At 59.2% G+C, this 23,036-nt stretch carries 20 protein-coding genes; 10 read left to right on the forward strand and 10 right to left on the reverse strand.

What is annotated here, in order from left to right:
- Positions 1–20: 20 nt before the first annotated feature.
- The gene (locus tag QE435_RS13270; protein ID WP_309771958.1) at positions 21–758 is read right to left on the reverse strand and encodes a LuxR family transcriptional regulator; all 738 of its coding nucleotides are present in this window, start codon (positions 756–758) and stop codon (positions 21–23) included.
- A 343-nt stretch (positions 759–1,101) separates the two neighbouring features.
- On the opposite strand from QE435_RS13270, the gene QE435_RS13275 reads away from it, so the two are divergent.
- Positions 1,102–2,886 (forward strand): glucan ABC transporter ATP-binding protein/ permease, encoded by a 1,785-nt coding sequence (locus tag QE435_RS13275; protein ID WP_309771959.1) that lies wholly within the window; start codon positions 1,102–1,104, stop codon positions 2,884–2,886.
- A gap of 270 nt (positions 2,887–3,156) precedes the next feature.
- Here QE435_RS13275 and QE435_RS13280 read toward each other — a convergent pair whose 3' ends face one another.
- On the reverse strand, positions 3,157–3,858 hold the full coding sequence (locus QE435_RS13280; protein WP_309771960.1) for a DUF1013 domain-containing protein: 702 nt from the start codon (positions 3,856–3,858) through the stop codon (positions 3,157–3,159).
- A gap of 229 nt (positions 3,859–4,087) precedes the next feature.
- Here QE435_RS13280 and acs point away from each other — a divergent pair, with 229 nt between their 5' ends.
- Complete coding sequence (gene acs, locus QE435_RS13285; protein ID WP_349041663.1) at positions 4,088–6,046, forward strand: acetate--CoA ligase; 1,959 nt, start codon at positions 4,088–4,090, stop codon at positions 6,044–6,046.
- A gap of 229 nt (positions 6,047–6,275) precedes the next feature.
- On the opposite strand, the gene QE435_RS13290 is transcribed toward acs, so the two are convergent.
- The 6 genes from QE435_RS13290 to QE435_RS13315 all read right to left on the reverse strand — a co-directional run bounded on the left by QE435_RS13290 (position 6,276) and on the right by QE435_RS13315 (position 12,816).
- A complete protein-coding gene (locus QE435_RS13290) occupies positions 6,276–7,283 on the reverse strand; it encodes a TRAP transporter substrate-binding protein (RefSeq protein WP_306934602.1) in 1,008 nt (335 codons plus the stop codon).
- Positions 7,284–7,318: 35 nt separating this feature from the next.
- Positions 7,319–8,596: a TRAP transporter large permease subunit gene (locus QE435_RS13295; protein ID WP_349041664.1), complete on the reverse strand. Its 1,278-nt coding sequence runs from the start codon at positions 8,594–8,596 to the stop codon at positions 7,319–7,321.
- A gap of 3 nt (positions 8,597–8,599) precedes the next feature.
- Entirely contained in the window at positions 8,600–9,130 is a 531-nt protein-coding gene (locus QE435_RS13300; RefSeq protein ID WP_306934603.1) for a TRAP transporter small permease, read from the reverse strand.
- 116 nt (positions 9,131–9,246) lie between these two features.
- Complete coding sequence (locus QE435_RS13305) at positions 9,247–10,407, reverse strand: fumarylacetoacetate hydrolase family protein (RefSeq protein WP_309771963.1); 1,161 nt, start codon at positions 10,405–10,407, stop codon at positions 9,247–9,249.
- 193 nt (positions 10,408–10,600) lie between these two features.
- Positions 10,601–11,320, reverse strand: a complete 720-nt coding sequence (locus tag QE435_RS13310) for a FadR/GntR family transcriptional regulator (protein WP_349041665.1) — start codon at positions 11,318–11,320, stop codon at positions 10,601–10,603.
- 50 nt (positions 11,321–11,370) lie between these two features.
- Positions 11,371–12,816, reverse strand: coding sequence for an FAD-binding oxidoreductase (locus tag QE435_RS13315; RefSeq protein WP_349041666.1), 1,446 nt, complete (start codon positions 12,814–12,816; stop codon positions 11,371–11,373).
- A gap of 154 nt (positions 12,817–12,970) precedes the next feature.
- Here QE435_RS13315 and denD point away from each other — a divergent pair, with 154 nt between their 5' ends.
- From denD to QE435_RS13340, 5 genes are all read left to right on the forward strand, one after another.
- Positions 12,971–13,957 carry a D-erythronate dehydrogenase gene (gene denD / locus QE435_RS13320; RefSeq protein WP_349041667.1) on the forward strand — a complete coding sequence of 329 codons (987 nt, stop codon included), beginning with the start codon at positions 12,971–12,973 and terminating at the stop codon, positions 13,955–13,957.
- Complete coding sequence (locus QE435_RS13325; protein WP_349041668.1) at positions 13,954–14,856, forward strand: NAD(P)-dependent oxidoreductase; 903 nt, start codon at positions 13,954–13,956, stop codon at positions 14,854–14,856. The genes denD and QE435_RS13325 overlap by 4 nt, the downstream gene beginning before the upstream one ends.
- Before the next feature lie 173 nt (positions 14,857–15,029).
- Positions 15,030–16,463, forward strand: a complete 1,434-nt coding sequence (locus QE435_RS13330) for an aldehyde dehydrogenase family protein (protein ID WP_349041669.1) — start codon at positions 15,030–15,032, stop codon at positions 16,461–16,463.
- Positions 16,464–16,571: 108 nt separating this feature from the next.
- The gene (locus QE435_RS13335) at positions 16,572–17,546 is read left to right on the forward strand and encodes a threonine/serine dehydratase (protein ID WP_349042854.1); all 975 of its coding nucleotides are present in this window, start codon (positions 16,572–16,574) and stop codon (positions 17,544–17,546) included.
- A 34-nt stretch (positions 17,547–17,580) separates the two neighbouring features.
- Positions 17,581–17,979, forward strand: coding sequence for a cupin domain-containing protein (locus QE435_RS13340; protein ID WP_349041670.1), 399 nt, complete (start codon positions 17,581–17,583; stop codon positions 17,977–17,979).
- Positions 17,980–17,995: 16 nt separating this feature from the next.
- Here QE435_RS13340 and QE435_RS13345 read toward each other — a convergent pair whose 3' ends face one another.
- Positions 17,996–19,099 carry an NAD(P)/FAD-dependent oxidoreductase gene (locus tag QE435_RS13345; RefSeq protein ID WP_349041671.1) on the reverse strand — a complete coding sequence of 368 codons (1,104 nt, stop codon included), beginning with the start codon at positions 19,097–19,099 and terminating at the stop codon, positions 17,996–17,998.
- 228 nt (positions 19,100–19,327) lie between these two features.
- On the opposite strand from QE435_RS13345, the gene QE435_RS13350 reads away from it, so the two are divergent.
- Positions 19,328–19,471: a hypothetical protein gene (locus tag QE435_RS13350; RefSeq protein WP_165457044.1), complete on the forward strand. Its 144-nt coding sequence runs from the start codon at positions 19,328–19,330 to the stop codon at positions 19,469–19,471.
- 7 nt (positions 19,472–19,478) lie between these two features.
- Here QE435_RS13350 and QE435_RS13355 read toward each other — a convergent pair whose 3' ends face one another.
- Positions 19,479–20,600: a cobalt-precorrin-5B (C(1))-methyltransferase gene (locus tag QE435_RS13355; RefSeq protein ID WP_349041672.1), complete on the reverse strand. Its 1,122-nt coding sequence runs from the start codon at positions 20,598–20,600 to the stop codon at positions 19,479–19,481.
- Between the two features lie 91 nt (positions 20,601–20,691).
- On the opposite strand from QE435_RS13355, the gene QE435_RS13360 reads away from it, so the two are divergent.
- Together QE435_RS13360 and yghU are read left to right on the forward strand one after the other, a co-directional pair.
- Complete coding sequence (locus QE435_RS13360) at positions 20,692–22,005, forward strand: cobyrinate a,c-diamide synthase (RefSeq protein WP_349041673.1); 1,314 nt, start codon at positions 20,692–20,694, stop codon at positions 22,003–22,005.
- A gap of 126 nt (positions 22,006–22,131) precedes the next feature.
- Positions 22,132–23,028, forward strand: coding sequence for a glutathione-dependent disulfide-bond oxidoreductase (gene yghU, locus QE435_RS13365; protein WP_349041674.1), 897 nt, complete (start codon positions 22,132–22,134; stop codon positions 23,026–23,028).
- The last annotated feature ends 8 nt before the right edge of the window (positions 23,029–23,036 follow it).

Genomic DNA, 23,036 nt, shown 5'->3' on the forward strand with positions numbered 1-23,036 from the left:
GCGAGGCTCGTCTGGATGCGTCAGCCGATCAAGCCATAGCGAAACGCAAGCGCCACGACGTGCTGACGATTGCGCGCGCCGAGCTTGCGTTGAATGCCGCTGAGGTACCAATCGGCGGTGTGGCAGGAGATGGAAAGTGCCTTGCCGATCTCGGGCGACGTGTTGCCGAGTGCCAGGAGGACCAGCACATCCCGCTCCCGGCGCGTCAATTGCGCCACCGACAAGTCGGGAAGGGCCAGCAGATCTTCCGAATGGCCGGTAAAGTCTGCCACACGCCAGAAGGTCGCGCGCATGACGGCATCGAAGATCGCCAGTTCGGTTTCGGTCAGATGGCAGCCGAGGCCGCCGATGAAGATGCCACCGAGCATCCCGTTGCGCCCATGGATCGGAAAAGCATAGCCTTCTCGTATTCCATGACGAGCCGCATCCTGAAAAAGTTTCGCTGCACGTTTACGATGCGTCGCCTGAGAAAGAAGGCAGGCCGAATCCCGCCACCTGATGGGCTTTTGCAGGAGGCAAAGCGACCGCTCGATGGGATCGACCTCACTGTATTTCTTCGCATCGTAAACGGCGGACCAGCCTTCCGGCTGCTGCTCGGCCAGCACGACATCCTTGACCGCCAGACGCCGAACGGCGCGGCGAAAAATGCGATAATAGTCAAAGCCATAATGGCTGATAACGCGCTGAAAAAAAGATAGAAATTCATCCAGGCCCGAGGGCTCTGCATGGGTATCCATGAACGTAAATAGCGTCTGCATCTCAAAATGGATCCTGGCAGTGAAAAAGACCGTGAACCTTGCAGGAGGCACCCTCTCCGCGCCCTCGATCAGCCAGGTTCAAACGCGGCGACTTTGTAATCAAGAAACTTATCATGCATTGAAACTTTTCCGCGAAACGGAGTGATTTGACAATCCATAATGTTCAGATTCGATAAACTGCGATTTTTTTTGACTGACCCTTGAAAAGCCCCCGCGTTAAGCGCCCATTCATGTAGAAAGAGCGATAAAACAACTGCTTGCATAGCCCGCAATCGCCCTTGTCGCTGAAGTCGAGGGTTTCGCCCTCCAGGGGCAGGACTGACATGAAGACGGGATTTGGAAATTGACACTGTTTCAAGTTTACACGCGCGCCCTGCGCTACCTTGCAACCAACAAGTGGCGGGTCACGATCGTCGTTGTTGCAAACGTTATTCTTGCGGCAATCACCATCGCTGAGCCGGTTTTGTTCGGCAAGATCATCGATGCGCTGTCGACAGGGTCCGTTCCGACCAACATCCTCATTCTCTGGGGCGCCTTCGGCCTGTTCAACACGGTCGCTTACGTCGCCGTGGCGCGTGAGGCGGACAGGCTTGCACATGGGCGCCGCGCCTCGCTTCTGACGGAAGCCTTCGGCCGCATCATTTCCATGCCGCTCTCCTGGCATCATCAGCGCGGCACCTCCAACGCGCTGCATACACTGCTGCGCGCCAGCGAGACGCTGTTCGGCCTTTGGCTTGAGTTCATGCGCACGCATCTGGCAACCTTCGTTGCCGTGGCGCTGCTGATCCCGACTGCCTTTTCGATGGATATTCGCCTCAGCTTCGTGCTGGTTGGCCTTGGTATATTCTATTGGTTCATCGGCAAGTGGGTGATGAACCGCACGAAGGAAGGCCAGGCCTCCGTCGAAGAGCATTACCACACCGTCTTCGCCCATGTGAGCGACTCCATCAGCAACGTCTCGGTGCTGCACAGCTACAACCGCATCGAAGCGGAAACCAAGGCCCTGAAGTCTTTCACCGAGCGTCTGCTCAGTGCCCAGTATCCGGTACTCGACTGGTGGGCTTTCGCCAGCGCGCTGAACCGCACGGCCTCGACGCTGTCGATGATGATCATCCTCATCATCGGTACGATCCTGGTGAAGAACGGCGAGCTTCGCGTCGGTGACGTCATTGCCTTTATCGGCTTTGCCAACCTGCTGATCGGCCGCCTCGACCAGATGCGCGCCTTTGTCAGCCAGATTTTCGAAGCCCGCGCCAAGCTCGAGGACTTCTTCAAGCTGGAAGATTCCGTGCAGGAACGTGAAGAACCGAATTCGGCTGGCGAACTCGGCCATGTCGAAGGCACGGTCGAATTCCGCAACGTCAATTTCGGCTTCGCCAACACCAAGCAGGGCGTGCATGACGTCTCCTTCGTCGCCAATGCTGGCGAGACGGTCGCCATCGTCGGCCCGACAGGTGCGGGCAAGACGACGCTCATCAACCTGTTGCAGCGCGTCTATGACCCAAGCTCCGGCCAGATCCTTGTCGATGGCATCGATATCTCGACGGTCACGCGCCAGTCGCTCAGAAGCTCGATTGCAACCGTGTTCCAGGATGCGGGCCTTTTGAACCGGTCGATCCGCGACAACATCCGTCTTGGCCGCGATTCGGCAACTGACGACGAAATCGTTCAGGCCGCAACTGCGGCAGCGGCGACCGACTTCATCGACAGCAGGCTGAACGGCTACATGACGCAGGTGGGTGAGCGCGGCAACCGCCTCTCCGGTGGTGAGCGCCAGCGTATCGCCATTGCCCGTGCGGTCCTGAAGAATGCGCCGATCCTCGTTCTCGATGAAGCGACGAGTGCGCTCGACGTGGAAACCGAAGCGCGCGTCAAGGATGCGGTGGATGCGTTGCGCAAGGACCGCACCACCTTCATTATCGCCCACCGTCTGTCGACGGTCCGCGACGCCGATCTGGTGCTGTTCATGGACAATGGCCGGATCGTCGAGAAGGGGACCTTCGATGAACTCAGCATGCGCGGCGGCCGCTTCACCTCGCTTCTCAGAGCCAGCGGCCTTGTCAATGATGACGAAAAAACGGGTGTCACGTCGCTCAACATGCCGCAGCGACAGATGAACCACGCATAAGACAAAAAGACGTCCTGATATAAGACTGACCTCCGCCGCCCAGCGCTGCGGGGGTTTTTCTTTGTGTCCTTTGCTCGAACGGCAGGAAACAAAAAGCCCCGGCGCGAACCGGGGCTTCGGTAAAACTACCATGGAGTGAAGAGCGATCTTGGCCCTACAACATGGGTCCGAAAATCGGTATCGATTTTCGGAAAGCACGATGAGTAGATCGAATAAGATAAAGCGTCCTTTGTGCGTCCAGTAGGACGCACGGCGCTCTAGCAGACCGGCTTAGTAATTGTCGTCCTCGTCGTCATCCTTACGCGTCGACTTGAGCGAGGAGAGCTTGGCGAAAACGGCGTTGGCGTCGATTTCCTTCTCTTCTTCACGCTCGTAGCTGAAGTCGAGCTTTTCGGTGGTGCTGGCTGGCTGCAGCGTCGCGTCCAGCTCTTCCTGGGTCGGAAGCGGACGACCGCGCGATGCGCGTTCGACTTCGAGGTCTAGATCGATCTGGCTGCAGAGGCCCAGCGTGACCGGGTCCATCGGCGTCAGGTTGGCGGCATTCCAGTGGGTGCGATCGCGAATCTGCTCGATGGTGGACTTGGTGGTGCCGACGAGACGCGAAATCTGCGCATCCTTCAGTTCCGGATGGTTGCGCACCAGCCAGAGAATGGCGTTCGGACGGTCCTGACGCTTGGAGACCGGCGTGTAACGCGGGCCGCGACGCTTGGATTCGGGAACGCGAACCTTCGGTTCGGAAAGCTTCAGCTTGTGGTTCGGATTGGCTTCCGCACGCTGGATTTCATCGCGGGAGAGCTGGCCGGTTGCGATCGGATCGAGACCTTTGATGCCCTGCGCTGCTTCACCATCGGCAATCGCCTTGACTTCAAGCGGATGAAGCTTGCAGAACGTGGCGATCTGATCGAACGACAGCGCCGTGTTGTCAACCAGCCAGACGGCAGTCGCTTTCGGCATGAGCAGTGTTTGAGCCATAGATACAATCCTTCTGAGCGTCCGCGCCGGTGTCGCGGGCGTGGGATAAAACCACTGATTTCCGGAAATATGACGGCTCTATAACCGGATTGCATCAGAATTGCAATTGTTCGAGAAACAAATGACCTTTGTCTAATTGCCGGATGTCACCAACCTGTTATGAATTGGACACATGACTGGAGGACTGGAGTCTCCAGACTTAAAAGACAATCTGCATGAGGAGGAGTTCATGTCTGCGAAGATCTACCCGGTTCTCAAATCGGCCAAAACCGGCACGCTGATCGACAATGACCGCTATCTGAAATGGTATCAGGACAGCGTGGAAGACCCGGAAAAATTCTGGGGCAAGCACGGCAAGCGGATCGACTGGTTCAAGCCATACACCAAGGTCAAGAACACCTCCTTCAAGGGCAAGGTGCCGATCAAATGGTTCGAGGACGGCCTGACCAACGTCTCCTACAACTGTATTGACCGACATCTGAAGACGCATGGCGAACGCACCGCAATCATCTGGGAAGGTGACAATCCCTATATCGACAAAAAGATCACCTACAACCAGCTCTATGACGCCGTCTGCCGGCTCGCCAACGTGCTGAAGAAGCACGGCGTCAAGAAAGGCGACCGCGTCACGATCTACATGCCGATGATCCCGGAAGCGGCCTATGCGATGCTCGCTTGCGCCCGTATCGGTGCCATCCATTCCGTCGTCTTCGGCGGCTTCTCGCCCGAAGCGCTGGCGGGGCGCATCGTCGACTGCCAGTCCACTTTCGTCATCACCTGCGATGAAGGCGTGCGCGGCGGCAAACCCATTCCGCTGAAGGAAAACACCGACAAGGCGATCCATATCGCTGCGCGCCAGCATGTCATCGTCAACAAGGTTCTGGTCGTGCGCCGCACCGGCGGCAAGACCAACTGGGCGCCCGGTCGCGACCTCTGGTACCACCAGGAGACCGCAAACGTAAAACCCCATTGCGAGCCGGTGAAGATGAAGGCGGAAGACCCGCTCTTCATTCTCTATACATCGGGCTCCACCGGCAAGCCGAAGGGTGTGCTGCATACGACCGGCGGCTATCTCGTCTATGTGTCGATGACGCATGAATATGTCTTCGACTACAAGGACGGCGATATCTACTGGTGCACGGCCGATGTCGGCTGGGTGACCGGCCACTCCTACATCGTCTACGGCCCGCTCGCCAATTGCGCCACGACGCTGATGTTCGAAGGCGTGCCGAATTTCCCCGACCAGGGGCGTTTCTGGGAAGTCATCGACAAGCACAAGGTCAATATCTTCTACACCGCGCCAACGGCACTCCGCTCGCTGATGGGTGCTGGCGACGAGTTCGTCAAACGGTCCGAGCGCTCCAGCATCCGCCTGCTCGGCACGGTCGGCGAGCCGATCAATCCGGAAGCCTGGGAATGGTATTATCACGTGGTCGGCGAGGACAAGAGCCCGATCGTCGATACCTGGTGGCAGACGGAAACGGGCGGCATTCTGATTTCGCCGCTTCCCGGCGCGACCGATCTGAAGCCGGGTTCGGCCACCCGTCCCTTCTTCGGCGTCCAGCCGCAATTAGTCGATGCCGAGGGCAAGGTGCTGGAAGGGGCAGCCGACGGCAATCTTTGCATCATCGATAGCTGGCCAGGCCAGGCGCGCACCGTCTATGGCGATCATCAGCGCTTCATCGAGACCTACTTCTCTACCTATAAAGGGAAGTACTTCACCGGCGACGGCTGCCGGCGCGACGAGGACGGCTATTACTGGATCACCGGTCGCGTCGATGACGTGTTGAACGTCTCCGGCCACCGTCTCGGCACGGCCGAAGTGGAATCGGCTCTTGTCTCCCACAGCGCCGTGTCAGAAGCAGCCGTGGTTGGCTATCCGCACCATATCAAGGGACAGGGCATCTACTGCTACGTGACGCTGATGAAGGGCAAGACCGGCGACGAAGCGCTACGCGCCGAACTCATCAAGCATGTGCGCGATGAGATTGGCCCAGTGGCGACGCCGGATAAGATCCAGTTCGCACCCGGCCTGCCAAAAACCCGATCGGGCAAGATCATGCGCCGTATCCTGCGCAAGATCGCCGAAGACGATTTTGGCGCGCTGGGCGACACCTCGACACTTGCCGATCCCGCGGTCGTCGACGACCTGATCGAGAACCGCCAGAACAAGCCTGTGGCGGCATAAGGTCTTCATCAACCCGTAGGTCCTACGAAACGACAAACGCCCGGCGACGATCTGTCACCGGGCGTTTTTCATCTGAGGCTCTACGTCGCGCAGTCTGTTCAAGAATTGCCGCTGGCCTGCCGAAAATGGTAATTTCGAGAACCGGAGCGCAGCGTACTTGAGTACGTGAGCACCGGAAGCGCAGAAATTGCCATTTGCAGGCGGCCAGCGGCGATTATGGGATAGACTGTTACTGGGCGCGAACTTCCTTGAGCTTGGCCTGAATGCCGTCAACCACGTCGGCACCGATCTGAGCCTTGTGCTTTTCATAGACGACCGCGGACTTCTCGCGAATACGAGCCTGCTCTTCAGGAGACAGGACGTTCACCTTAAGGCCCGCTTCCTTGATCTTGTCGAGCGACTTCTGGTTCAGCGCGCGGATAACCTTGCGCTCTTCGTCCCGACCAACGATCGCGCATTCGCGAAGGGCGGTCTGCTCTTCGGGCGTGTAGCTGTCGAAGATCGGCTTGGAGAAGAGGAAGAGGAACGGCGTGTAAGCGTGGTTCGTCTCGGTGACGAATTTCTGCACCTCATAGAACTTCGAGGTGTCGATGGTCACATAGGGGTTTTCCTGGGCGTCGATCGCATTGGTTTCAAGCGCCGAGAACACTTCACCAAAGGCCATCGGCGTTGCATTGGCGCCGAGGTTCTGGAAGGTGTCGAGGAAGATGTTGTTCTGCATCACGCGGACCTTGAGGCCGGAGAAGTCTTCCCACTTGTCGACCGCGCGCTTGGAGTTGGAGAGATTGCGGAAGCCGTTTTCCCAATAGGCCAGGTTGACGAGGCCCTGCTCTTCCAGCTTCTTGTTCATCATGTCGCCGAACTCGCCGTCGAGAACGGCATCCACTTCCTTGGTGTTGGAAAACAGAAAGGGCAGATCGAACACGCCGAGCGCCGGGATAAGGCCGACGAGTGGCGAGGACGAGGTGACGACCGCTTCCTGAACGCCCGAACGCAGTGCCTGCGTTGCCTGCAAGTCGCCGCCAAGCGCGCCGCCCCAGAATGCGGTCATTTTCAGCTTGCCACCGGTCTTCTCGTCCAGGCAGGCCTGCATGGCCTTGATGCCGTTGCCGACGGGGTGATCCTGGTTGATACCGTTCGACACGCGGATCATGCGGCTGTTGTATTCGGCAAAAGCAGGTGCGGAAGCACCGGCGGTGAAGGCAATGGCCGTTGTGAGTAGAAGTAGCTTTCTCATGTTTTCCTCCCTTGGAAACAAACCGATTCGTTCGGTCAACGCAGATATTGCAGCGGCACCATGACGATCTGCGGGAAGAGCACCAGCAGAGCCAGGACGATGGTTTCGGCGACAAGGAAAGGCCAGACGCCGACCGTAACCTTGCCGAGCGGAATGCGCCCGACACCTGAAACCACATTGAGGACAACACCGACCGGCGGCGTGATGAGGCCGATGGCGTTGTTGATGATGAAGAGCACGCCGAAATAGACCGGATCGATGCCTGCCTGCTTGATGATCGGCATCAGCACAGGGGTCAGGATCAGGATGGTGGGCGTGAGATCGAGTGCTGTGCCGACGATGAAGACCAGCACCATGATCACGGCCATGAGCAGCATCGGACGGTCGATCAGCGGTTCGATATAGCCGGCAACCTCCGCCGGAATATTGGCAGCCGTGATCAGCCAGGCCGAAACGAGTGCCGCGGCAACCAGGAACATGATGATCGAGGTGCTCTTGGCAGCGCGCAGCAGCACATGAACGAGATCGGCGGGCTTCAATTCCCGGTAGATGACCATGCCGACAAAGAGCGCGTAGACGGCTGCAACGACCGCCGCTTCCGTCGGCGTCATGATACCGGCCTTGATGCCGCCGAGAATGATAACCGGCATGCCCAGCGCCCATCCGGCACGTCCCGTCGCCACGAGACGCTCCTTCGCTGTCGTCTTCGGCAGCGGCTGGACATTGTCCTTGCGCACGACGATCAGCCACGCGACGATCAGCGAAATGCCCATCAGGACGCCGGGCACGATACCGGCGAGAAAGAGCTGGGTGATCGACACGTTCGCCGCAACACCGAAGACGATGAAGGCCATGGACGGCGGGATGACGGGAGCGATGATACCACCGGCCGCGATCAGACCACCGGAACGCGGAATATTGTAACCGGCCTTCGCCATCATCGGGATCAGGATCGCGGCGAGTGCCGCGGTATCCGCCGCAGCAGAACCGGAGATCGATGCCATGATGATGGCGGCGACGATCGCAACGATGCCAAGACCACCGCGAATATGGCCGACCAGCGCGATGGCGAAGTCGATGATGCGGCGCGACAGGCCGCCGGAATTCATCAATTCACCGGCCAGGATGAAGAAAGGGATGGCGAGCAGCGTGAAGGTATCGGCACCGGAAATCATGTTCTGGGCGATAATCGCCGTATTGAACATGCTCATGTACCACATCAGCACGACGCCGCAGAACATCAGCGAGAAGGCAACGGGAACGCCGATTGCCATGGCGCCGAGAAGCGAGCCGACAAAAACGAGAAGTGTCATGTGTCAGCGCTCCGAAAGCTGTTCGATGGTGAGATTTTCACCGGCAAAGGCGGCAATCTCGTCTTCACGGACCTTGCCGGTCAAAAGCCGGTAAAGCCGTTCCAGAGCAATCAGGAACATGATTCCGCCGGTGAACATGCCCACGCCATAGACCCAGATCATCGACAGACCGGTGACGGGCGCATGCATGCTGGCATTGATGGCGGACTGCTTCCACGTTCCCCAGAAGAAGATCGCCGAGCAGAGAAGGATGATGATGTTGGACAGGATCATGCAGACAATGCGCATGCGCCGCGACAGGAACATCACCAGCGTTTCGATGCCCATATGGCTGTTTTCTCGGAAGGTCACGACCGCACCGATGAAGGTGATCCAGACGAAGAAATAGCGCGCCAGTTCTTCCGAGACATTGATGCCCGAATTCATGGTGTAGCGCATGACCACATTGATGAAGACCATGATTGCCATGCCTGCAAGAAGCGCGACGAGAATGGTCTCGAGGATGCGGTAAAAAAGATTGATGACTTTCTGCATCTTCCCCTCCCGAGAATGATCCGAAGCGGCGCGAACACAAAGAGGCGCGCGCGCAACGTTTTAAGCCTGTGGATATGCGTGTCGCGTCAGCGAGATCGCTCGCCTCGCAACGGACGTTATAGAAGCCCGCGCTTTGCGAGATTGCGCATCAATGCCGTCGTGCCGAAGGTCCATTCCGGACAATCGGATGTGCTGGCCACCCAGTTGATCAGCTTGCCCAACCGCGGGCTTGAGATTTCCACGCGGTCGCCCTTGGCATGGGTGAAGCCAAGACCTGGGCCATGACGATCCTTGACCGGAGCGAACATGGTGCCGAGGAAGAAGACGGCGCCATCCGGATACTGATGATCGCGGTTGAGAAGCTGCGACACCAGGTTTTCCGGCGTGCGGCTGATCGCCTGCATCGGGCTGACACCCGTCATGGTGAACCCGTCTTCGCCTTCGACCAGCAGCGAAATCTGTGCCTGCTTCACATCGTCCAGTGTAAACTTGCCGTCGAACAGACGGATGAACGGGCCGATGGAGCAGGACGCATTATTATCCTTCGCCTTGCTCAGCAGCAGGGCGGAGCGCCCTTCGAAATCGCGCAGGTTGACGTCATTGCCAAGGGCCGCGCCGACAATGCGGCCATCGGAGGTAACGGCCAGCACCACTTCCGGCTCAGGATTGTTCCACTGCGACTTCGGGTGAACGCCGATCAACGAGCCGCAACCAACGGAAGACATGGGCTGCGCCTTGGAGAATATCTCCGCATCCGGACCGATACCGACTTCCAGATATTGCGACCAGAGGCCCATTTCCTGCAGCAGGCGCTTGACCTCGGCAGCCTTTTCGGAGCCGGCCTCAACGCCCTTGAGACTATCGCCAAGTACGGGAGCCAGACGGCCGCGGATTTCCTGCGCGCGCTGCGGATCGCCCTTGGCCTGTTCTTCGATGACGCGTTCCAGCATGCTGTCGGCAAAGGTCACGCCGGCAGCCTTCACCGCCTGAACATCGTTTGGCGAGAGCAACTGCCCCGCCGAACCGTCAAGAAAGGCATCGAAGGCGCCGAGCGCGGCAAACTGCAAGGTGTCGGAAAGCCGGTCGACGAGATCATGCTTTTCCAAGAGTTCCGACACTGTCGGTGCAAGCTTGGAGAGATCGTAGAGAACGCCATCCTTCAACAGGACGGGACAGGGGCCGTCTTCGCTCTTGGACCAGACTCGACCGATCAGGATCGCGTCCTGATGGTCTTCCGGCAAAATTGCAGCAGCATCGACAGTCCTAGATCCGACCAAGCTTTATCCCTCCCACTTTCAGCCCATCCGACCACTGCCTCCACAGCGACTGTATTGTCTGGATGTCTGACAACCTGAATACGTCAATCTTCTTAGTATGAGAAAAGGCCTTAGTCCAGCCTGCCAGACGCCGAATTTTCGATGAAATTCGCAACCCTTGGTGAGCGGAGCGCGATGAGCCCAACGCGACCGCTTATTCGTAGACTTCAAGCTCAAGGTTGACGCGGCGCGCGGCGCCGAGCAGATGGGCACGCATGGCGGCTCGTGCTGCCGCCGCATTCGACGCTGCGATGGCATCATAGATCGCCACGTGCTCGGCGATCGTGGTCTCGAGAATTTCGCCGAAGACCGCACGCGAAAAGGCGATGTTGATGGCGTAGCTGATGCGCTCGGCTATGAAACCGAGGAACATCGAGAAATAATCGTTCTGCGTCGACTCGGCCAGGGTCCGATGGAAATCGAGATCGGCAGCAATGCCTTCCTTTTCCCACTCTGGTGCATTGCGCATAGTGTTGAGAACCGCTTCCAGCCTGCTCAACTGCTCCGGCGTGCGATTGACGGCGGCCAGTCCCGCAGCCTCGATTTCCAGCGGCAGACGCAACTGGAAGAGATCGCGGAAACTATCGGGATCGTTGAGCTTGGACCGCTCGATGCGAATGGAGACGCGATGGCGAGGATCGCTGACGAAAGCCCCGACACCCTGGCGCGTTTCGACCGCACCCTCATTGCGAAGCTGGGCAATGGCCTCGCGGATCACCGAACGGCTGACGCCGAATGTCTTGGACAGAACATGCTCCGTGGGGAGCTTGTCGCCCGCTTTGAGCTTTCCATCATTGATCTCACGCGCAATCTCCGTGGCGATCCGGCCAGGAAGATGATCGGTGCGGTGAATCTGGTTGAACTCCAGCGTCATGGTGGCTCCCGGTGGACATAAACGCCGAAGGACGGCGCACTTTCATTCTTCTAGCTAGCCGCTTGTACGGCAAGCTGGCAACCGGGATTCATGAGAAGCTCCGGATCGAAGGCCGCTTTCAGCCGCTCGATCATGCCGCGCTGGACGGAGCCGAGACGGCTTTCGAAATCCTCGCGCTTCAAACGACCAATGCCGTGTTCGGCACTGATGCTGCCGGCATAACGATCAAGCACCGTATTGACGATGACCTTGGCCTTGTAGATGTACGCGTCCCGCTCCTCACGCGTGCTGCCATTCGGCGGCAATACGTTGAGATGCACATTGCCATCTCCCACATGGCCGTAAGAAACCGCGAGGCATTCCGGCAGATCCTTGGCCAGTTCCGCCTCCGCTTCTGCAACGAATTCGGCAAGACGCGACAGTGGCACGGAGATATCGGTGCGCATATGCGCGCCGCGCAGCGCCTGGCCCTCATTCATGCCTTCGCGGAATAGCCAGAGCGACTGGGCCTGCGCACGCGAGGATGCAATGACGCCATCCAGCACGAGCCCGTCTTCCATCACGCCTTCGAGGAAGCGGCTCATCAGATCGCTGGTGTCCACCAGACCCGAGCCTGAAATTTCCATCAGCACATAGGCGGCATAATCGCCGGCGATCGGCATCTTCAGATCCGGAATGGCTTCCATCGCAAGCGTGAAGGCAACCGGCGGCATGAATTCGAAGGCCGACATCAGGTCGCAGCACTCACGACGCGCGCGGCGATAAAGCTTGATCGCATCGTCCAGCGAGTTCACGCCAAGAAGCGCTGTCTCGACATGATCGGGATTGGGGTAGAGCTTCACCGAGACGGCGGTGATGATGCCAAGCGTTCCTTCCGCGCCGATAAAAAGCTGCTTGAGATCGATACCGCGGTTGTCCTTGCGAAGCGTTGACAGCCCGTTCCAGATCGTCCCATCCGGAAGAACGACTTCAAGACCGAGCACCAGTTCGCGCGTCATGCCATAGCGCAGCACATTGATGCCACCCGCATTGGTCGAAACGTTGCCGCCGATGCGACAGGATCCTTGCGCGCCGAGCGACAGCGGGAAGAACATGCCCTTCTCCTGCACCGCATCCTTGAATTCAGAGAGAATGCAGCCCGCCTCCACCACCGCGGAAAAATCATCCGTATCGATGGCGCGGATGGCATTCATGCGCTCAAGGCTGAGAACGATCTGGCGATCCGGCGCATCCGGCACGCCACCCAGCACGAGACCGGTATTGCCACCCTGCGGCACAATGGCGAGCCCCAACTCTGCGCAGAGCCGCACGGTCGCGGCAACGTCTTCCACATGGCGCGGGCGAATGACGGCAACGGCACTGCTTGAGACATCGCCATGCCAGTCACGGCAGTAGCGGACCACTTCTACGGCATCCGTCAGAACCAACCCCTCGCCGAGACCGGCCTTCAACGAAGCCTGCAACTCCTCGCGTGATTGCGCATGAACCTCGAGCATCTGCCCTTTCGCCTCCACCCAGGCGGCAACGCTTCTTCGGCGTCTCCGCTCTTAAATCTTTCAGTTTCTCAAAATAGTGTTTTCAAGCCAGTCATATAAGGTTATCAGACAACCTTACAAGTCAATTTTTGTGATGCCGTGGAGGAGAAACCAGATGCATGTAGCGATTGTCGGCGCAGCCGGAATGGTAGGACGCAAACTGACCGAAAGGCTCGTTCGCGAAGGAAACCTGAATGGCAAGGAGATCGAGAAATTTACCCTGATCGATGTATTCCAGCCCGAATCGCCAGCTGGCTTCAAGGGCACGGTTGATGCCAGAGCGGTCGATCTGTCCGCTCCCGGCGAGGCCGAAAAACTGGTGTCGACGCGACCGGATGTGATCTTCCATCTCGCGGCTATCGTCTCGGGCGAAGCCGAACTCGATTTCGACAAGGGCTATCGTATCAATCTGGACGGCACGCGTTATCTCTTCGACGCCATCCGCCTTGCCCATGGTCAGGATGGCTACAAGCCGCGAGTGGTCTTCACCTCGTCCATCGCGGTCTTCGGCGCGCCTCTGCCTTACCCTATCCCCGATGATTTCCACACCACACCGCTGACCAGCTACGGCACGCAGAAGGCGATTTCGGAGCTGCTGCTGTCCGACTATACCAGACGCGGTTTCTTCGAAGGCATTGGCATTCGCCTGCCGACGATCTGCATCCGCCCAGGAAAGCCGAATGCTGCTGCCTCCGGCTTCTTCTCCAACATTTTGCGCGAGCCGCTGGTCGGCCAGGAAGCCGTACTGCCAGTACCAGAATCGATCCGCCACTGGCACGCTTCGCCGCGTTCGGCGGTCGGCTTCCTGCTGCATGGTGCAACCATCGATACCAACAAGGTCGGCCCCCGCCGCAATCTCTCCATGCCGGGCCTCAGCGCCACGGTGGGCGAGCAGATCGAGGCGCTGCGCAAGATCGCGGGCGAAAAAGCCGTCAGCCTTATCCGCCGCGAGCCGAACGAGATGATCATGCGCATGTGTGAGGGCTGGGCACCCGGCTTCGAGGCGACCCGCGCCCGCGAACTGGGCTTCACAGCAGAGACGAGCTTCGAAGAGATCATCAAGGTCCATATCGAAGATGAGCTGGGAGGTTCGTTGAAATGAGTGAGTCTGACAAACAAGCGCGTACCATCGCTTTCCTCGGCACCGGCCTGATGGGCGGTCCCATGGCCCGCAATCTGTTGAAAGCCGGCTTCACGGTGCGTGTCTGGAACCGCAGCGTGGAGAAAGCGCAGGCGCTGGTGGAGCATGGGGCGGTCCTCGCCGCCTCCCCTGCGGACGCGGCGAAAGGTGCCGATGTCGTCATCACCATGCTGAGCGATGGCAATGCCGTCGGCAATGTGCTGTTCGACATGGGCGTTGCGGAGGCGTTGAAAAAAGGCGCTATCGTCGTCGATAGCAGTTCCATTGCCCCACCAATCGCCCGCGACCATTCGCAAAAGCTGAAAGCGCTTGGTATTGCCCATGTGGACGCACCGGTGTCCGGCGGCGTGCCCGGCGCAACCGCCGGAACGCTGGCGATCATGGCCGGTGGCGATGAGACAACCGTGACAAGTCTCGCCGATGTCTTCTCCGCCATGGGTCGCCTCACCTATGTGGGACCATCCGGTGCCGGCCAGCTGTGCAAGCTCGCCAATCAGCAGATCGTCGCGATCACCATCGGCGCGGTGGCGGAAGCCATGATGCTGGTTGAAGCCGGTGGTGCGTCGCGCGAAGGCTTCCGCAACGCTATCCGTGGCGGCTTTGCCGAAAGCCGCATTCTGGAGCTGCATGGCGAGCGCATGGTCAAGCGCGACTTCGTGCCCGGCGGTCCGTCGAAATTTCAGCTGAAGGATCTCAACGGCGTATTGGCCACGGCCAAGGATCTCGATCTCGCCCTGCCGCTGACGCAAGAAGTGACCCGCGCTTTCGACACCTTCGTCAGCAATGGCGGCGCCGATATCGATCACAGCGGCCTGTTACTGCATCTGGAAAGACTGAACAATCGCGACCATAAAGGCTGATTTAAAAAATCATACAATTAGACGCCTGAATGCCTTTCGCGGCGGGATGACATGACATAGGGTCACCGCCGACGTCGTCGCGCGCATTCGTGCGGCGTGACATCGCGAGGGAGGAAGGCAGCGCCGGACGCTGTCCAACACCACAGATTTAAAACTTTATAGGGAGTGCACCAATGACAATTCATCAAAACCTTATCGGCGGCGAATGGATCGGATCCGACACGTCGAAGAACATCAATCCTTCCGACACCAACGAAGTCGTCGGCCTTTACGCCCAGGCTTCAGCCGAAGACGCAAAGCAGGCCATCGCAGCAGCCAAGGCCGCTTTCCCGGCATGGTCGCGCTCCGGCATTCTCGAGCGTCACGCCATCCTGAAGAAGACCGCCGATGAAATTCTCGCCCGCAAGGACGAGCTTGGCGCGCTTCTCGCGCGTGAAGAAGGTAAGGTTCTCGCAGAAGGCATTGGCGAAACGATCCGCGCCGCCCAGATTTTCGATTTCTTCGCCGGCGAAGCATTGCGTCTGGCGGGTGAAGTCATTCCGTCGGCTCGCCCGAATATCGGCGTGGAAGTGACACGCGAGCCGCTCGGCGTTATCGGCATCATCACCCCTTGGAACTTCCCGATTGCCATTCCGGCCTGGAAGATTGCACCGGCGCTTTGCTACGGCAACACCATCGTCTTCAAGCCGGCCGACCTCGTTCCGGGCTGCGCCTGGGCGATCGTCGATATCCTGCATCGCGCAGGCCTGCCAAAGGGCGTTCTGAACCTCGTCATGGGTCGCGGTTCCGTCGTCGGTCAGGCGATGCTCGACAGCCCGGATCTCGCTGGCATCACCTTCACCGGCTCCACCGGCACCGGCCAGCGCGTTGCCGCTTCGTCCCTGCCGTTCAACCGCAAGTTCCAGCTGGAAATGGGCGGCAAGAACCCCTTCGTCGTTCTCGATGATGCAGACCTTGGCGTTGCCGTCGAAGCGGCTGCAAACTCCGGCTTCTACTCCACCGGACAACGCTGCACCGCCTCTTCGCGCATCATTGTGACCGAAGGCATCCACGACAAGTTCGTGGCAGCGCTTTCCGAGCGTCTGGCCAAGATCAATGTCGGCAACGCTCTGTCAAAGGACACCCATGTCGGTCCGGTCGTCGACGAAAAGCAGTTGAAGCAGGATTGCGACTACATCGAAATCGGAAAGAAGGAAGGCGCGAAGCTCGCCTTCGGCGGCGAAGTGCTGAAGCGCGAAACCCCCGGCTTCTTCCTGCAGCCGACGCTTTTCACCGAAGCCACCAACGACATGCGCATTTCGCGTGAAGAGATCTTCGGACCGGTCGCCTCCGTCATCCGCGTCAAGGATTATGATGAGGCTCTGGCCGTTGCCAACGACACGCCTTTCGGCCTGTCTTCCGGCATCGCTACCACCAACCTGAAGCACGCGACGCACTTCAAGCGCAACGCCGAAGCTGGCATGGTCATGGTCAACCTGCCGACCGCTGGTGTCGACTTCCACGTGCCATTCGGTGGCCGCAAGGCATCCTCCTTCGGCCCACGCGAGCAGGGCAAATATGCCAACGAGTTCTTCACCACGGTGAAGACGGCTTATACCCTGGCTTGAGCCGAGTTAGACTTTGAAAATCCCCGGCTTCGGCCGGGGATTTTTTTGGCTTCACGTCGCTGCATTTGGCCCTATGGTAGGCAACATCTGGAATGACGTGAGACGATGATGACCGATATTGCGATGATCGAAGCGGCCCGCCAGCGTATGAGCGGCGAGGCAATCCGCACCCCTTTGATGTCCTCCCCTTTTCTCGACGAGATTGCCGACCGCAAGGTGCTGATCAAGCCTGAGTGCCTTCAGCGCACCGGCTCCTTCAAATTTCGCGGCGGCTGGTCGGCTGTGTCGGCCCTGGAACCCGAGGTGCGAAAGCGCGGCGTCATCGCCTTTTCTTCCGGCAACCATGCGCAAGGCGTCGCACTGGCGGCAAGCCTGCACGGCGTGCCTGCCGTCATCATCATGCCGCGGGATGCACCGCGGATCAAAATCGAGAACACCAAAGCCTATGGCGCTGAGGTCGTGCTTTACGATCGCGCCAATGAAGACCGTGACGCGATCGGCGCCACGCTTTCCGAAGAACGCGGCCTGACCTTGATCCGCCCCTATGACGAACCTCTGGTGATTGCCGGCCAAGGCACGGTGGGCCTGGAGATCGCCGAACAGGCACAAGAGGCCGGTGTCGAGAAGGCTGAGGTGCTTGTCTGCTGCGGTGGGGGCGGTCTGACCTCGGGTGTCGCGCTTGCCTTGGAAGCCAAGGCACCGGGCTTTAAGGTGCGCACGGCAGAGCCTGAACATTTCGACGACGTGGCGCGCTCGCTCGCTTCAGGAAAGATCGAGCGAAACGCGGCACTCAGCGGCTCCATCTGCGACGCGATCATCACGCCGCAACCCGGCAATATCACTTTCCCGATCCTGAAACGCCTCTGCGGCGCAGGCATCGCCGTTACGGAAGAAGAAGCGCTGCGCGCCATGGTGCTCGCCTTCCAGCGCCTGAAGATCGTGGTGGAGCCGGGCGGTGCCGTGGCACTTGCCGCCGCCCTCTTCCATGGCGATGCGTTGGAGACCGAAACCGTGATCGCCGTGGCATCCGGTGGCAATGTCGATCCCGCCATCATGGCGGACGCTCTGTCGAAATACGCTTGATCTTCAAGAGTTCAACGAGACGAGGAAAATGATCATGGAGATCACCCGCGCTGGCACGAAACCATCCGGCAAAGGCCCGGCTGACTATTTTACCGGGACGGTGCGCATCGACCCGCTGTTCAATCCGCATGATGCAGAGCGCGTGCAAGGCGCGCAGGTGACGTTCGAACCCGGCGCCCGCACAGCCTGGCACACCCATCCCCTTGGTCAAACATTGATCGTGACCTCCGGATCGGGTCTGGTGCAGCGCGAAGGTGGCCCGATCGAGACAATTGCGCCCGGCGATGTGGTCTGGTTCGCGCCGGGTGAAAAGCATTGGCACGGCGCGGCGGCGGAAACCGCCATGACCCATATTGCCATTCAGGAAGTGAGAGATGGCAAGGTCGTGGACTGGATTGAGCATGTTACGGATGCGCAATACGCGGGCGGCTAAGGTTCGATAAGAGACGCTACTCCGTAAGCCTTGCGACAACCTCATCCGCAATTGCCAGCGAGGCCGTCAAACCGGGGCTCTCGATACCGAAAAGATTGACGAGGCCAGCAACGCCATGCCGCTCCGGTCCGTCGATCCTAAAATCCATAGCAGGCTCTGAAGGCTCTGAAATCTTGGGCCTGATGCCGGAATAGGCTGGCTGAAGCGCATTATCCGGCAAGCCAGGCCAATAGCGGCGGATAGCCTCGTCAAAGCCAGCGGAGCGCTCGGGATCGACGGCGTAATCAATATGGTCGATCCATTCAATGTCGGGGCCGAAACGCGCCTGACCGGCAATGTCGAGTGTCAGATGCACGCCGAGGCCATGGCTATGCGGGGCCGGATAGACGAGCCGCGAAAAAGGCGATCTGCCTTTCAGCGAGAAATACGAGCCCTTAGCGTAAAAGGCTTGCGGAATATGCTCCGCCGCCAGCCCCTCGATGGCGCAGGCAATCTGCGGTGCCACCAGCCCGCCCGAATTGATCAGCATTCGGCAGGTCAATTCTACCGGCTCACCACCGCCGACGAAGACCCGAAAGCCGTCATCTTCCACGACAGCGCGCAAGAATGGCGCTCTGTAAGCGAGACTGCCGCCCGCATCCTCCATGTCGCCAAGCAGCGCCAGCATATAGCCATGGCTGTCGATGATGCCTGTCATGGGTGACGAGAGCGCTGCCTTGCAGGAGAGCGCGGGCTCTAGCACCTTTGCCTCTGTTGCACTGATCAGATCCAGCGCCTCGCAACCATTGTCGAGACCTCGGCGCTGCAGGTCTTCGATCAGAGGAATTTCGCTCTCGTTCGTCGCCACGATCAGCTTGCCGCAGCGGCGATGCGCAACCCCATGGCTCTCGCAAAAGTGATAGAGCCGCTTTCGCCCCTCGACACAGAGCCGCGCCTTCAGGCTGCCTTGAGGATAGTAAAGCCCGGCATGGATAACCTCACTGTTGCGCGAGGAGGTGGCGCTGCCGAATTCCGCTTCCTTTTCCAATACGATAACGGACCGGCCTTGAAGCGCCAGCGCACGCCCGATGGCAAGGCCTATGACGCCCGCCCCTATGATGATCGCATCGATATCCGCCACGCTTACAGCCGCCTTTTACCCGTTGAACCGAAACACCACTCGGACGTTAAAGAATCGTGAATGCGGTAGATCGGACCTTGTTAGGAGGCAAGTCACGACCGGTATTTTCTCCGCAAGCCCAATCTTATGGAAATTTATCTCTACTGGAACACTAGAGAATAGCGATATTCTCAGCGTCATGATCCCGCAGATCGGCGGTACCGATTTTTGGACGAACAGGAGGGTGCGATGTCTTATTCCAAAGCAGGAAAAGCAAGAGATTTCACGCCGTCAACCGCGCCGCATCGCGGCTGGCAGGCATCGATCCATACAGCGCTCGTCGGCATCTGCTTCGCCTTCGTCGCCGCGGTGATCTTCGGCTTGGTGCCGTGATCAGGCTTTAGCCGATCGGCCCCTCGGAATAAGGGGCCGCGTGATCGGATGGCGTCGGCAATGTTCGGCCCTTAAGGCTTCCGTCGCGATCAAAGACCAGAATATCGAACACGATATCATTCCGGCCAAGCGCTGCCGCGGCGGTGACCCAGGCCTTCTCAGCAACAATTTGCCCAAGATCGATGTGAGCCGCCTCGGCCAGTTGAAAAGCGTGCGCCACCATATTGGCCTGCCGAATGGCGGCTGAAAGCTCAGCCTTCGCCCCTGCCTCTTCCGCCAGCGTTGCCAACGCTTCCAGATCCGCCATCCCACGCTTGGAATGCACATCCAGCATTCCCTGCGCCAGCTTGGTCATCTTCGCAACACCGCCCGCCACGGTTACTCTCGGGACGGGATGGCTCTTCAGATATTTCAGCATGCCGCCAATGAAATCGCCCATGTCGATCAACGCGGTCTCGGGCAGGCCATAAAAGGCTTGTCCCGCCTTTTCCGAGGCATTCCCCGTAGCGCCAAGCAGATGGGGAAGCCCTTCCGCCCGTGCCACATCGATGCCGCGCCAAATCGAGTGGATCCAAGCGGAACAGGAGAAAGGAATGACGATGCCGGTGGTGCCGAGAATGGAGAGCCCGCCGACGATCCCAAGCCGTCCATTCAGCGTCTTTTCCGCCAGCGTCTCTCCATCGCGCACGGAAATTTCCACTTCAAAATCCGCCTCACCGCCTGCCACCTCATGGATTGCAGTGGCGATCATTTGACGCGGGACGGGATTGATCGCAGGCTCTCCCACCGAAAGCGGTAGGCCGGGCCGGGTGACGATGCCCACGCCCTTGCCCGCCTTGAAGCTGATACCGCTTCCCTTCTCCGTTCTGCGCAGCGTGCTTTCGATCAGCGCGCCATGGGTGACATCGGGATCGTCGCCGGCATCCTTGACGATGCCCGCGCGGGCGAACCCGTCACCCTTCTCCTCCGTCGCCAGAACAAAGGCCGGTCGAGACCCGTTTGGAAGTTCGACATCGACAAGATCGGGGAAGTAACCGGTCAAAAGCGCCTGGCAGGCGGCCTTCGTCGCTGCGGCAGCGCAGGTGCCGGTGGTCCAGCCACGCCGAAGGTTTTTGCCATCCGTTTCCATGAATGTCCTATAGACCTTGCAGCGTGAGCCGTCATCGGTAAACAACAGACCAATTGCACATCAGACAGGGCCCGGAGTTTAGAATTCTGCCATGACCGCAAAAGCCATCATCATCGGCGCGCCCCGCTCCGGCTCCGGCAAGACCAGCGTCACCATCGGTCTGCTGCGCGCCTTTGCCCGCCGCGGCGTCAAAGTGCGCGGCATCAAGACCGGGCCGGATTATATCGATCCAGGCTTCCATGCGGTTGCAACCGGAACACCCGGTCTCAACCTCGACAGCTGGGCGATGCAGCCCGAGCTGCTGCGCCATCTTCTGACCCAACAGGCAGAAGGCGCGGACCTTCTGCTGATCGAAAGCGCCATGGGCCTCTTCGATGGCATTGCCGTTTCCGACAACCGGACCGGTTCGGCCGCCGATCTGGCGGGTCTGTTCGATATCCCCGTGCTGCTGGTGCTGGATGTGTCCGGCCAGTCGCAAACGGCGGCTGCGATGGCGCATGGTTTTGCCCATTACGATCCGGCGGTGAAGATGGCTGCCGTGGTCCTCAACCGCGCGGGCAGCGAACGCCACCGCACGCTCTGCACCGAAGCGATCGAAAAGATCGGCCTTCCCGTTGCCGGCTGCGTCATGCGCGATCCGTCGCTGACCCTGCCCGAGCGGCATCTGGGTCTGGTGCAGGCGAGCGAACATCCGGAAATCGACGCCCATATCGAAAGACTGGCCGACACGATGGAGCGCGCCATCGATCTCGATGCGCTGCTGGCTCTGGCAACGCCCGTAAACTTGGCCGAAGGTTCTCTCGTAGCGGGAATTGCCCCGCCCGGCCAACGCATCGCCTTGGCCGAAGATGCCGCTTTTACCTTCCTCTATCCGCATCTGAAGCGCCAATGGCGGGAAGCCGGTGCCGAGATTTTCCCCTTCTCCCCGCTTGCCGATGAAGGTCCAGATGCATCCTGCGACATCTGCTGGCTGCCCGGCGGTTATCCAGAGCTTTTTGCCGGTCCGCTTGCAACCGCGTCGCGCTTCAAGGCCTCGCTTGCCCATTTTTCGCAGACGAAGCCGGTCCATGGCGAATGTGGAGGCTATATGGTGTTGGGTGAAGCGCTGGAGGACGCAAACGGCGTGACGCATGCCATGACTGGTCTGCTCTCCCACGCCACCAGCTTTGCCAAGCGGAAAATGAACCTGGGTTACCGTCAGGCGAAGATTGCAGAGACCGGCCCGCTTGGGCTAGCCGGCGATATTTTACGCGGACATGAGTTTCATTATGCCAGCGTCACGGATGCCGGCACCGATCAACCTTTCGCGGAAATCGCCGATGGTCTCGGCAAGCCGCTCGGGCCATCCGGCGGCAGGCGCGGCCTCGTCAGCGGAACATTTTTCCACGCGATCGCAAAGGCTTAGCAGGTTCTTTTTCTGGAGGCAGGTGTTCCGTCCTTTGCGGGAGTGGAGGAACGACTTTGCATTTCCTATATTGCTGAAACACTGCATCCCTACCTGGAACCCCATTTGGAATAAGGACGGATCTTCATGACCGACAAGTCTCCCGAAAACAATTTCCCCGCAGGCTACCAGCCACCAGAGGTCTGGCAGTGGGAAAAGGGCAATGGCGGAGCGTTTGCCAATATCAACCGGCCGATCGCCGGGCCAACCCATGAAAAGGAACTGCCGGTCGGCAAGCATCCGCTGCAGCTTTATTCGCTGGCAACACCCAACGGCCAGAAGGTCGGCATTCTGCTGGAAGAGCTTTTGGCGGCAGGCCATTCGGGTGCGGAATATGATGCCTGGCTGATCAAGATCGGCGATGGCGACCAGTTCGGTTCAGGCTTCGTGGCGGCCAATCCGAATTCCAAGATTCCTGTTCTCGTCGATCACTCTACGCCAGAGCCAACGCGCGTCTTCGAAAGCGGCTCCATTCTCCTCTATCTCGCAGAAAAATTCGGCGCCCTCCTGCCGAAGGAGCATAAGGCCCGCACCGAGGCGCTGAGCTGGCTCTTCTGGCAGATGGGTTCGGCGCCCTTCCTCGGCGGCGGCTTCGGCCATTTCTACGCCTACGCACCGATCCACATCAAATATGCCATCGATCGTTTTGCCATGGAGGCCAAGCGCCAGATGGACGTGCTCGATCGCCATCTCGCCGAGAACCGCTACATGGCGGGCGACGAGTATTCGATTGCCGATATTGCCATCTGGCCTTGGTATGGCAACTTGGCGCGTGGACAATCCTACCCGAAGGCGGAAGTGTTCCTGGATGCCGCAAGCTACAAGAATGTGAAGCGCTGGGCCGATGAAATTGCCGAGCGTCCCGCCGTCAAACGCGGTCGCATGGTCAACAAGGCTTCCGGTGATCCTTCAGAACAGCTACATGAACGTCACGACGCGTCCGATTTCGACACCAAGACGCAGGACAAGATCGGCAAGAGCTGAAGGATAGA

This window comes from Agrobacterium sp. SORGH_AS 787, assembly GCF_030819035.1.
Classification (GTDB): Bacteria; Pseudomonadota; Alphaproteobacteria; order Rhizobiales; family Rhizobiaceae; genus Agrobacterium; species Agrobacterium larrymoorei_B.

What these genes read in the sequence shown, in the direction of transcription:
- acs (WP_349041663.1), top strand. Translation starts at nt 4,088, where the DNA reads ATGTCTGCGAAGATCTACCCGGTTCTCAAATCGGCCAAAACCGGCACG.
- QE435_RS13270 (WP_309771958.1), bottom strand. Translation starts at nt 758, where the DNA reads ATGCAGACGCTATTTACGTTCATGGATACCCATGCAGAGCCCTCGGGC.
- QE435_RS13330 (WP_349041669.1), top strand. Translation starts at nt 15,030, where the DNA reads ATGACAATTCATCAAAACCTTATCGGCGGCGAATGGATCGGATCCGAC.
- QE435_RS13335 (WP_349042854.1), top strand. Translation starts at nt 16,572, where the DNA reads ATGACCGATATTGCGATGATCGAAGCGGCCCGCCAGCGTATGAGCGGC.
- QE435_RS13340 (WP_349041670.1), top strand. Translation starts at nt 17,581, where the DNA reads ATGGAGATCACCCGCGCTGGCACGAAACCATCCGGCAAAGGCCCGGCT.
- denD (WP_349041667.1), top strand. Translation starts at nt 12,971, where the DNA reads ATGCATGTAGCGATTGTCGGCGCAGCCGGAATGGTAGGACGCAAACTG.
- QE435_RS13300 (WP_306934603.1), bottom strand. Translation starts at nt 9,130, where the DNA reads ATGCAGAAAGTCATCAATCTTTTTTACCGCATCCTCGAGACCATTCTC.
- QE435_RS13355 (WP_349041672.1), bottom strand. Translation starts at nt 20,600, where the DNA reads ATGGAAACGGATGGCAAAAACCTTCGGCGTGGCTGGACCACCGGCACC.
- QE435_RS13310 (WP_349041665.1), bottom strand. Translation starts at nt 11,320, where the DNA reads ATGACGCTGGAGTTCAACCAGATTCACCGCACCGATCATCTTCCTGGC.
- QE435_RS13360 (WP_349041673.1), top strand. Translation starts at nt 20,692, where the DNA reads ATGACCGCAAAAGCCATCATCATCGGCGCGCCCCGCTCCGGCTCCGGC.
- QE435_RS13325 (WP_349041668.1), top strand. Translation starts at nt 13,954, where the DNA reads ATGAGTGAGTCTGACAAACAAGCGCGTACCATCGCTTTCCTCGGCACC.
- QE435_RS13350 (WP_165457044.1), top strand. Translation starts at nt 19,328, where the DNA reads ATGTCTTATTCCAAAGCAGGAAAAGCAAGAGATTTCACGCCGTCAACC.
- QE435_RS13295 (WP_349041664.1), bottom strand. Translation starts at nt 8,596, where the DNA reads ATGACACTTCTCGTTTTTGTCGGCTCGCTTCTCGGCGCCATGGCAATC.
- yghU (WP_349041674.1), top strand. Translation starts at nt 22,132, where the DNA reads ATGACCGACAAGTCTCCCGAAAACAATTTCCCCGCAGGCTACCAGCCA.
- QE435_RS13280 (WP_309771960.1), bottom strand. Translation starts at nt 3,858, where the DNA reads ATGGCTCAAACACTGCTCATGCCGAAAGCGACTGCCGTCTGGCTGGTT.
- QE435_RS13315 (WP_349041666.1), bottom strand. Translation starts at nt 12,816, where the DNA reads ATGCTCGAGGTTCATGCGCAATCACGCGAGGAGTTGCAGGCTTCGTTG.
- QE435_RS13290 (WP_306934602.1), bottom strand. Translation starts at nt 7,283, where the DNA reads ATGAGAAAGCTACTTCTACTCACAACGGCCATTGCCTTCACCGCCGGT.